This window comes from Chthoniobacter sp. (genome assembly GCF_040003245.1).
Classification (GTDB): Bacteria; Verrucomicrobiota; Verrucomicrobiia; order Chthoniobacterales; family Chthoniobacteraceae; genus Chthoniobacter.
In genome coordinates this window covers 1-9,357 of sequence record NZ_JBDUCX010000256.1, presented here as the reverse complement: position 1 = coordinate 9,357, position 9,357 = coordinate 1, and the positions used below count along the sequence as shown (strand labels likewise).

The window sequence follows — 9,357 nt, the reverse complement described above, 5'->3', positions numbered from 1 at the left end:
TGGGGTCGACGCGGACGACGGTGTTCGTGCGGTAGGCGATGTTGCCGAGGTGGCAAAGCATGGTGCTCTTCTGGCCTTCTTCGATCGGGCTGTTGAGCTTTTGATTGCCGCGGATGGTCTCGAGGAAATTGCCGATGTGCGCGGCGTCGCCGCCGCCGGCGCCTTTGCCTTCGCTGGTCTTCACGCCTTTGGAATCGTAAACCGTCCACCCGGGGATGCTCAGGGCCAGGGTGCCGTTCTCCCCGTAGAAGACGCATTCGCCGGGCGGCTTTTCCGCCGAGCGCGTGTGGCAACTGCTCTGCACGAACTCCATGCCGACCTTGCCGTAATCATAAATGGCGACGCCGGTGTCGGGCGTCTCCTGTTTGTCCTGGTGCCAGTAGCGGTTGCCGTTGTAGGTGACGCGCTCCGGATACTCGACCTGCAAGCCCCAGCGGAGGATGTCGAGAAAGTGGATGCCGTTGTTGCCGAGTTCGCCATTGCCCCAGTGCCAGAGCCAGTGCCAGTCGTAGTGGACGAAGGGCTTGATGTCGCCGTCGGAAGTGACCGGGCCCTGCCACATGTCCATGTCGATATCGGGCGCGGCTTTCATCGCGCCCTGGCCGATGGCGGCGCGGGCGTTGTAATAAAAGGCGCGCGCGTAACGCACCTCGCCGATGGCCCCGCCATGCAGGGCGGCGATCCCTTCTTTCATCCAGGTGCGGCGCTGGTTGCCCATCTGCACGATGCGCCCGTATTTCTTGGCGGCGGCGACGATCATCTCGGCTTCGTAGGGATTCGAGCTGCCGGGCTTCTCGACGTAGACGTGCTTGCCGGCTTTCATCGCGAGAATGGCGGCGGGCGTGTGCCAGAAATTCGGCGTGGCGATGAAGACGGCGTCGAGCGTCTTGTCATCGAGGAAGGTGCGGAAATCCTTCACGCCCTGGCAGGAGGAGCCTTGCTTGTCGGTGACGGCCTTCATGCCGCGCTCGAGCCGCTTGGGATCGACCTCGGCGAGGTAGGCGATCTCGACATCGGGCAGCGAGAGCAGCGCGGTGACGTGCGAAAAGCCGCGGCCTAGCGCGACGACGGCGACGCGCAGCTTGCGGCCGGGCGCGGGCGCATCGGCGGCGCGAAGCCTGGGCAGCGAAAGAGCAGTGCCGAGGGAGAGGGCGGCGGTGCGTTGGAGGGCGGTGCGGCGGGTGATGTTCATGGGAGAAGGGTTGGTATTCACACTATCCGTGTATGGCGCGGGAATTAGAGAACAAGAAAGACAAAAGTGTGCTGAGATGGGCGATAGTTGGCAGTTTAGACTTCGAGAGGATGTCGACGGACGACGAGGGGAATGGCCAGGCGCCGGCCGTCCGCGAAGTGCGAAGCGTAGGCGCCCTGGATGATCTCGGTGACGAACACGGCGTCGCGCAGGCTGGCGCTGGGCTCGGTGTCGCGTTCGATGGCTGCGACGAGTTCGCGGACGAGCGTCTGGTTGCCGCGCAACAGATAGTCGTTGAGCGGCGCGGGCTGGTGCTCGGGAGTAAAGTGCCAGTCCTCGACCCACACTTTCTGCCAGGCGCGCTGGTCGTTCTCGGGTTCGATGACCGGACCGGGATAGATGAACACTTCGCCGCGGGTGCGCATGCAGATCGTGGCCTGCTCGCACTGGATGGTGAGGCCGTAGATCGTGCCGCCCTTGTTCAAGTTGGCCGTCGAATTCCAAAAGCCGCGCACCCCGTGATCGAAGCCAATCATCACCGCCGCCGAATCGCCGACGATGGGGCCGACCGGCTCGCGGCCTTCGTGCTTGTCGGCCAGCGTGGCGTCGCGCTCACCAGTGGCAAAATGGGCACTCACCCAGCGCGGTGGGCCGACGAGGGAGATCATCAGGTCGAAGAAATGCGTGCCGTGGACGATCAGCTCTTCGCCGCCGCCTCGCGCGTCATCCGATGGCTGGCCGTAGAGCCGCAGCACCTTGCCATACTTGCCCGCGCGGATGTCCGCGAGCGCGGCGCGCAGCGGAGGCATGGCGCGAAGCTGATGCGCGAGGCCGCACTTGACCTTCGCCCGTTGACAGGCGGCGAGCATGGCATCGGCATCGCGCAGGTTCGCCGCGAGCGGCTTCTCGAGGAAGATGTGGCACCCAGCCTCGGCGGCGGCCGTCACCATGGCCACGCGATCGCTCACCCAGCGCGGCCCGATGCCCACGATCTCGGGCTTTTCCTTGGCCAGCATCTCGCGGTAGTCCACGTAAAGCTTCGTCACGCCGAGCCTCTTCCCGGACGCCGCGAGGCCGGTGGGATCGTCATCGGCAATCCCGACGATTTCAAACAACGCCTTGTCCTTGAAAGCCGTATCCATCCCATGCCCATAGCCGCCCCGGTTGGTGGAGCCGATGATACCGACGCGATAGAGGTGACTCATAGGAGCGGGAGGGGAAGGGGGCGGCTAGAATCAGGCAACCGTTGTGGGACGGGAAGTTTTTTTAGGCTTGAGCAGCCTTGACTCGCATTGACTGGCCTTGACTGGGCTTGACTGGGCTTGACTGGGCTTGATGCGCCTGGGCGATGGGTAACAAAGCGCGTGGAACATCTTTGTTCCTTTTCCGCGAGGCCGCGGTGGGATGCGCTTGGAATTTTTTGCGGTGGGATCGAGTGGGATCGCTGGTATTTCCAGAGTAGCATGGAAGTGGGATTTTGGGCGAAAACGGTGGGAGAGCGGTGAGATCGACCAGCACGGCCGCGTCGCATTTCCGCTCTCGATCCGTGGAACAATCCAACCACCTCTGCCAGCTCCGTGGCGGGGGTGCTGGGAGAACTTCCAAGGTCGGAACTAGTCGGAGTTGCTGGCCGCCGCTGCTACAGCCGAGCGCAATAAGCTGGGTCAGAAACGGGCCACGCCCGCGCAAGGCCCGTGGACGCGGTGACCTTTAGTTAGTCGGATTCGATAGGAACTAGTCGGAACTCCTCTGTAAACGCGAATCAGATTCGGCTCGGCAGGCGCGGCCAAAGGATGGCACCGCCGGAGCGGTTGCCGCATCCACCCGTGGCCGGTTGGTGAGACAGCTTTCCAGCCAGCCCTCCACGAGAGTCGTCCCATGTTCTGAAGATAGTTCATTAGCCGGCAGAGAAATCAGTTGATCAACCACACCATGCCGCGCCCGGCCATTACCCGAATTACCCAATTACGAAACCGCACTCCTCCTCCAACCTGCAAAGAAGATAGCCCATCTCTCCTCTTTGTCAAACCGGAGAAGCCGCCGTCGCGGCTGACGGCCCGCCCCCACCATCCGTGCCCAGAATCGCCTCCTCCGCATCCTCGAGTTCCTCCTTCCGCCGCCCATAGCCGCACTTCTCGATCAATTCCCGCGCCGCCTGCAAATCCGCCTCCGGCGATTCCCAAGGATACTTCATCCCTTCGCCTTCATCCTTCCGCATTCTCCAAGACTGCCGCGTAAAGCGAGGCGCAGCCTGGAGCGTGTTACGAACTTGTCTAGCGCGCACCTCCACCCCGTCATTCTGAGCTTGCGAAGAACCTCTGATCTCGCTCTGGCATCTGATGCGTGGTCGACCGCGCTAGCTTGGCACCATCTTTGGCCAAATGGGTGAAGAAAGGCAGAAATCAGAGGTCGTTGTCCCCACGGCACCGCGGACGTCTCGCAAAGCCTCGGCTCGCAAGCTCAGAATGACGGCGTGAGAAGGCGCCTTCGGCGCGGACGACTTCTCCGCAATCCCAAAGTGCCTGTTTGGTGACCGACAGCCTACTGCCGGTCGAAGCGGTGGATGCGGCCGTAGATGTTGTACTCGGAGACGAAGATGTCGCCGTGGGCGTTGAAGGCCACGCCGTGGGGGGCGGTGACGATGCCGGGGCGCCACTGGTCGAGTTCGACCTTGTTGGTGCCTTGTTCTGCCGGGTTGGTGTTGTCGCCGAGTTGCGTGACGATTTTGCCGGCTTTGTCGATGACGGTGACGCGGCCCTTGAGTTCGCCGATGACGGCTAGATCCCCCTGCACGGCCACGGCGGCAGGCAAGCGCAGGTCGGAGATGATTACGCCGAGGAAATCCCCGTCGAGCGACATGTGGACGACGCGGCCATTGGCGCGGTCGCAGCCGATGATGCGGGGCGGGTCGAAGCGGGTGTCGATGGCGATCTTGTGCAGCGTCTTGAAGCTGTAGGGAGGCTGCTTGCCGCCAAAGGACTTGAGGTATTTGCCCGTCTTGTCGAAGCGATGGACGTAATCGCTGGAGTAGCCGTCGGTGACGTAGAGATCGCCATTGGGGGCGACGTCCATGGCGGTGAGGCGGACGACCGGTTTGTCGGCATCCGGATTCGGGACATCCTTGCCGTCAGCGCCTTTTTTGGTCTTCGGCGTCTTGCTCTTGAATTCATCGGGAATCGCCGAGGGCGGGATGTTGAGCACTTCCTTGCCGTCGAGGGTGAGCTTCAGGATGTTGCCGGCGCCGAGCCGGGGGCCGTAGATGAATTCGCCGCCGGCTTCCTTGTGGATGACGAAGCCGTGAAAGTCGGCGGGGGCGTTGGGCACGTTGCGCAGCCATTTGCCGTCCGGCCCGAAGACTTGCAGTCCGGCCTTCGGGTCCATGACGCTGACGTAGACTTCGCCGTTGGAGGCCACCGCGACGTCGCCGTGCATGTTGCCGATGATTTTTTTGCCGTCGGGGAAGGAATACCAATCGGGGACGGCCTTGTAATCGGCGGCGAGAGCGCTGCCGAGCGAAGCGACGAGGAGAAGGGCCGGGAGGAGGAGTCTTTTCATGGGGAGAGGGAATGGGAGAAGAGGGGATACTACTTCTTCCTTAACCGTCAATGAGGCAGTCTCTTTGGCGCCGTCGGAATTGATTCGCCTCCGAGCCCGACAGGGCATCCCGATGGGGAGAGGAGTGAGGCTCTACCGGTGGCCTGCGCCTGGATCGAGATCGGCATCGGGCATTGGGAACGGTGTCAGTGTGCCATTCCGGTTCACTCCCGGCCCGGTGGGCGAGCGAAAGCCGGGCACGAACCTTTCTGCGGCGCGCAGCGCTTCCTCCGCCTCCTCTTCGCGCCCCAGCGCGTGCAACGCGTCCGCCATGTGGCGATGGGCGCTCGCATAGTCTGGCTTCGAGCGGGCCGCGAGCTGGAAGAAAGCGAGGGCGGCTTCGTACTGGCCGCTCTCCATGAGGAGGAGCGCGCTATGGTGGTGCACTTCGGCGAATTGCGGATTGATGCCCAGCGGCGTTTGAAAAGCATCGAACGCGCTCTCGACCCGCCCCTGCGCTTGCAGCGCATTGCCGAGCCAGCGCAGGGCTTCGGCATGGCTCGGCTCGACCGTGAGGATTTGACGGAGCAGGACTTCGGCGTCACTGAAGCGGCCCGCACGGTGGTGCTCGATGGCGAGAGCCAGGGACTGGGAAATGGGAAGCGGCGCCATCGATGTTTACATGCTGCTGGAGGTTCAGATTGGCTGCAAGCGGGTCATAAGCGATGATCCGCGGATTGGTCCATTTATTTGGCGCGCACGGCTTCAAGGGGTGACATTTTTTTGACAAAACGCGCACGGGCGGCTGACACATCGAGTCCGGGTGTGGGCGAAGATGCGGATATGAAAACGACCCTTGCTGCCCTTCTTCTCCTCGTTCCGATCGTGCAGGCGGCGGAACCGATCCGCAATCCGCTCATCGATTACGCTGCCTTCCGCAAGATCGCGGCGGAGGTACAGCCGGTGCGGGAAAAGCATCGCCTGACGGAGGAGCAGTTTGCGGCGATGGCGTCCGAGCCGGGGACGATCGTGCTGGATGCGCGGAGCGCGGACAAGTATGCGCTGCGGCACATCCGCGGGGCGGTGAGCCTGCCCTTCACGGATTTCACGGTGGAAGCGCTCGCGCGGGTGATCCCGGCGAAGGGCACGCGGGTGTTGATCTACTGCAACAATAACTTCCTCGGTGCGCCGGTTTCGCTGGCGAGCAAGGGCTCGCCGGCGTCGCTCAACATTTCGACTTACATCGCACTGGCGACTTACGGTTACACCAATATCTATGAGCTCGGGCCGCTGCTGAATGTGGCGACGACGAAGCTGCAGTTCGACGGCACCGAAATGCGGGCTTTGCGCGATTGAGCGGCGTGGTTCGCTTTCCCATCCGGAGAACTACTGCCCCGCGGCCGTGGGGACGGCGACATGCACGCCGCTCATGGGGTAGTTTGAGACCGCGTCCCACGCGAGTTGCTGGAGCAAGTGATTCAAATCATCCGCCTGCGGATATTTCTTCAGGTCGCCAGGCGTGGGGAGACCGACCGGGCTGCGCCCGAAGATGGCGGCGAAGTGGCAGTAGGTGACCAATTCGGCGAGGGGCGCCAATGGATGACCGAGATCGTCGTGGAAGAGATCGGTTTGTTTGGTGAGCCCGGGAGCGGTGCCGGCCACGATGTGTTCGCGCAAGGCGAATACGGCGTCGCTGACGGGCACGATGTAGACCGCTTCGTGGCCGATGGATTGATTCAGGGTGCGCACCTGGGCTTCGAGGCCGTTGAGCCAGCGGGCGCGGTGGCCATCGTGCATTTGGTGCAAGCTCTCCAGGGTGGAGGCGTTGCGCTCTTCGTTCTTGAAGGGGCGATCGAGGACGCCGTCGTTCGCCGGCCACGATGCTTGCACGAAAACGCGCAGCTTCGGGTTCTTTTCGAGGCCGAGCTTGGTGAAATTGTCGATGCCCTCATCCGGCAGCAGCCGGTGCGGGGAGACCGTGAGCACATCCACGCGGCCCTCGCGCAGGGCAGCTTTGGCGAGGTTCTTATCATCCGGCAGGTTCCAGTGCTGGATCACCCGCGAGCCGCCGAGCATTTGTTGTCCCGCCGCCTCGTACGGGATGCCGGCGGCTTGCGCCATCGGCGGGAGCATCTTCGCCGTGAAGATCATGAAGCTGTGTGCGCAGACGAAGACGCGCTGGGTAGAGGGCGCGTTCGCGTCGGCGGCGAAGAGACTGCCGCCGATGGCGAGGAGGACCAGCAAGGCGAGGAAGCGGGGTAATCTCATTGGAGTAGCAACGATCTTGGCGGCGAAAGGTTACCGTCATTGTGCGGTTCGGCACAAGACGGTTACGCCAGACCGTAAGAGCACTTTCCTAATGAGGACCGGGATGTGTAGGTTCGTCAGGACATGCACCCCCGTTTCCCCTCGCTCGCCTTGGCGGTTTTTCTCGCGCTCCCGTTTTTCCTGGATCCATTTCCGGCGCGAGGTGCGGCCCCGCCGACAGCGGAGGTGGTGGCGAGCCTGGCTGTGCCGACAATCCAGCGCGATGCGCAGGGGACTGTGACGTTAAGCAGCGCTCCGCCGGGGGCGGTGATCCGTTACAGCCTCGACGGCGCGGACCCAGGGCCGAAGACCGGGCCGTATCTCGCTCCGATCGCTCTCCCCGCGGGTGGTACGGTGAAGGCGCGCGCCTTCTCGGAGGATCGCAAGGAGATGAGCGAGCTGGCAGAGATGAAATTCGAACCGCTGCCGGGCGCTGCGGCGCAGCCAGCGACGCTGGTGCCCTGCACGCAGGATCGCGACTGGCCGATTTACGATTGGGCCGTGCGCCATGCGGCAGTGACGAAGATCGCGGCGGAGCGCAAGGCGTCGCTGGTCTTCATCGGCGATTCCATCACGCAGATGTTTGGCGGCGAGCCGCATGATCGCTCGCAGCCCGGCAAGGAGGTGTGGGAGCAGCACTACGCCCAGCGCAACGCGGCGAATCTCGGTTTCGGCTACGACTTCGTGGAAAACACGCTGTGGCGCCTGCGGCACGGGGAACTCGACGGCGCGGCGGCGAAGGTCGTCGTCATTCACATCGGCACCAACAACGTGAGCCGCAATACGCCGGAGGAAATCGCCGCGGGCATTCGCGCTATCTGTGCGGAGGTGCACCAACGGCAACCGGGCGCGAAGACCGTGCTCATGGCCATCTTTCCGCGCGGACCGAAGCCCGATGCCACGCGCGCGAAGCTGGAGGCGATCAACAAGTTCCTGGCCGAACTGGACGGCAAGGAGGGTATTACTTTCCTCGACATCGGGGCGAAATTCCTCGAGCCCGATGGCAGCATTGCGCGGGAGACGATGGGCGACTTCCTGCATCCCACGGCGAAGGGTTATGAAATTTGGGCGCGGGAGCTGGAGCCGGTCTTGAACAAGCTGCTCGGGGAAACCAAGCCGTAGCCGGCGGGCTGACGAATGAATTCCCCCCGGATCATCACCGCCCTCGCGCTGCTCAGTCTTTCCGCATGGGCGGACGATTGGCCGCAGTGGCGCGGTCCCCAGCGCGATGGAGTGTGGCGGGAGAAGGGGATCATGGAATCGTTTCCGCCCACTGGCTTGAAGGTGCTTTGGCGCGCTGAAGCGGGGGGTTCCTGGCCGAGCCCGGTCGTCGCGGACGGGCGGGTCTTTTTGCACGATGCGCAATTGACGCATCCCCGGGCACACGAACGTGTGCGGTGCTTCGATGCGACCAGCGGCAAGGTGTTGTGGACCCACGCCTACGAGGTGGATTATCCCGATTGGGCTTATAATGCCGAGCAGAATGGGGGGCCGGCCGCCACGCCCGCGGTGGTGGAGGGCAAGGTCTATGCGTTGGGCGCCAATGGAGATGCCATGTGTCTCCATGCGGCGACTGGCGAACTGCTGTGGCGCCGGGATTTGGCGAAGGACTACGCGGCGGCGGAATTGCAGTGCCGCGCATCGCCGCTGGTGGATGGCGACCGGGTCATTCTCGCCATCGGAGGAAAGCCGGGAGCGTGTGTCGTTGCGCTCGATCGGAACACCGGCCGCGATGTCTGGAAGGCGCTGGATGAACCGGCGGCCAATAGTTCGCCGATCATGATTACCGCGGGTGGCCAGCGGCAGTTGATCGTCTGGACGGGTGAATCGATTTCCTCGCTCAATCCCGCCACCGGCGCGACCTGGTGGCGCGAGGGTCTCAAGACCAGCAATAACGACGACAACGCCACGCCGGTCTGCTCCGGTGACCGATTGCTCGTCAGCGGGCTGATGTTCAAGCTGGATGCGGACAAACCCGCCGCCAGCATCCTGTGGCCGGAAAATCGCGGCGTGACGAAGCGCATCCTGAGCAACACTTCGACGCCGGTGATCGCTGGCGATGCCATCTACTCCGTCACGAGCCGCGGGGAATTCGTGTGCCTCGATGCCCATACCGGCAAACAGATATGGGCGACGGACAAGGTGACCGCGCGCAAGACCGGCCCGAGCGCTCACATCACGCCGCATGGCGACACCGCCTTCCTCTACACCGACGAGGGGATGCTGATTCATGCGCGGCTCAAGCCCACGGGCTACGGGGAAATCAGCCGGACGAAACTGATCGAGCCATTGAAAAAACAGTTGGAGACAGCACAAAAACTTCA

General features: G+C 63.2%; 9 protein-coding genes. 3 read left to right on the top strand and 6 right to left on the bottom strand.

Annotated features, from left to right (window positions below; genetic code table 11):
* The 5 genes from ABJF10_RS25765 to ABJF10_RS25745 all read right to left on the bottom strand — a co-directional run.
* Positions 1–1,192 (bottom strand): Gfo/Idh/MocA family oxidoreductase (locus ABJF10_RS25765; protein WP_348547495.1); only part of this gene is annotated, 1,192 nt, incomplete at its 3' end.
* A gap of 95 nt (positions 1,193–1,287) precedes the next feature.
* The gene (locus ABJF10_RS25760) at positions 1,288–2,397 is read right to left on the bottom strand and encodes a Gfo/Idh/MocA family oxidoreductase (RefSeq protein ID WP_348547494.1); all 1,110 of its coding nucleotides are present in this window, start codon (positions 2,395–2,397) and stop codon (positions 1,288–1,290) included.
* Between the two features lie 818 nt (positions 2,398–3,215).
* The gene (locus ABJF10_RS25755) at positions 3,216–3,386 is read right to left on the bottom strand and encodes a hypothetical protein (protein ID WP_348547493.1); all 171 of its coding nucleotides are present in this window, start codon (positions 3,384–3,386) and stop codon (positions 3,216–3,218) included.
* A 347-nt stretch (positions 3,387–3,733) separates the two neighbouring features.
* Entirely contained in the window at positions 3,734–4,747 is a 1,014-nt protein-coding gene (locus tag ABJF10_RS25750) for a hypothetical protein (RefSeq protein WP_348547492.1), read from the bottom strand.
* A gap of 132 nt (positions 4,748–4,879) precedes the next feature.
* Positions 4,880–5,398: a tetratricopeptide repeat protein gene (locus ABJF10_RS25745; RefSeq protein WP_348547491.1), complete on the bottom strand. Its 519-nt coding sequence runs from the start codon at positions 5,396–5,398 to the stop codon at positions 4,880–4,882.
* Positions 5,399–5,569: 171 nt separating this feature from the next.
* Here ABJF10_RS25745 and ABJF10_RS25740 point away from each other — a divergent pair, with 171 nt between their 5' ends.
* Positions 5,570–6,082, top strand: coding sequence for a rhodanese-like domain-containing protein (locus ABJF10_RS25740; RefSeq protein WP_348547490.1), 513 nt, complete (start codon positions 5,570–5,572; stop codon positions 6,080–6,082).
* Between the two features lie 30 nt (positions 6,083–6,112).
* Here ABJF10_RS25740 and ABJF10_RS25735 read toward each other — a convergent pair whose 3' ends face one another.
* Positions 6,113–6,994, bottom strand: coding sequence for a hypothetical protein (locus ABJF10_RS25735; RefSeq protein WP_348547489.1), 882 nt, complete (start codon positions 6,992–6,994; stop codon positions 6,113–6,115).
* A gap of 123 nt (positions 6,995–7,117) precedes the next feature.
* On the opposite strand from ABJF10_RS25735, the gene ABJF10_RS25730 reads away from it, so the two are divergent.
* Together ABJF10_RS25730 and ABJF10_RS25725 are read left to right on the top strand one after the other, a co-directional pair.
* Positions 7,118–8,155: a GDSL-type esterase/lipase family protein gene (locus ABJF10_RS25730; RefSeq protein WP_348547488.1), complete on the top strand. Its 1,038-nt coding sequence runs from the start codon at positions 7,118–7,120 to the stop codon at positions 8,153–8,155.
* A 15-nt stretch (positions 8,156–8,170) separates the two neighbouring features.
* A partial coding sequence (locus ABJF10_RS25725; RefSeq protein ID WP_348547487.1) for a PQQ-binding-like beta-propeller repeat protein occupies positions 8,171–9,357 on the top strand: 1,187 nt, incomplete at its 3' end.

Coding starts and splice junctions, on each gene's coding strand:
- ABJF10_RS25740 (WP_348547490.1), top strand. CDS start 5,570: ATGAAAACGACCCTTGCTGCCCTTCTTCTCCTCGTTCCGATCGTGCAG.
- ABJF10_RS25730 (WP_348547488.1), top strand. CDS start 7,118: ATGCACCCCCGTTTCCCCTCGCTCGCCTTGGCGGTTTTTCTCGCGCTC.
- ABJF10_RS25750 (WP_348547492.1), bottom strand. CDS start 4,747: ATGAAAAGACTCCTCCTCCCGGCCCTTCTCCTCGTCGCTTCGCTCGGC.
- ABJF10_RS25755 (WP_348547493.1), bottom strand. CDS start 3,386: ATGAAGTATCCTTGGGAATCGCCGGAGGCGGATTTGCAGGCGGCGCGG.
- ABJF10_RS25745 (WP_348547491.1), bottom strand. CDS start 5,398: ATGGCGCCGCTTCCCATTTCCCAGTCCCTGGCTCTCGCCATCGAGCAC.
- ABJF10_RS25735 (WP_348547489.1), bottom strand. CDS start 6,994: ATGAGATTACCCCGCTTCCTCGCCTTGCTGGTCCTCCTCGCCATCGGC.
- ABJF10_RS25760 (WP_348547494.1), bottom strand. CDS start 2,397: ATGAGTCACCTCTATCGCGTCGGTATCATCGGCTCCACCAACCGGGGC.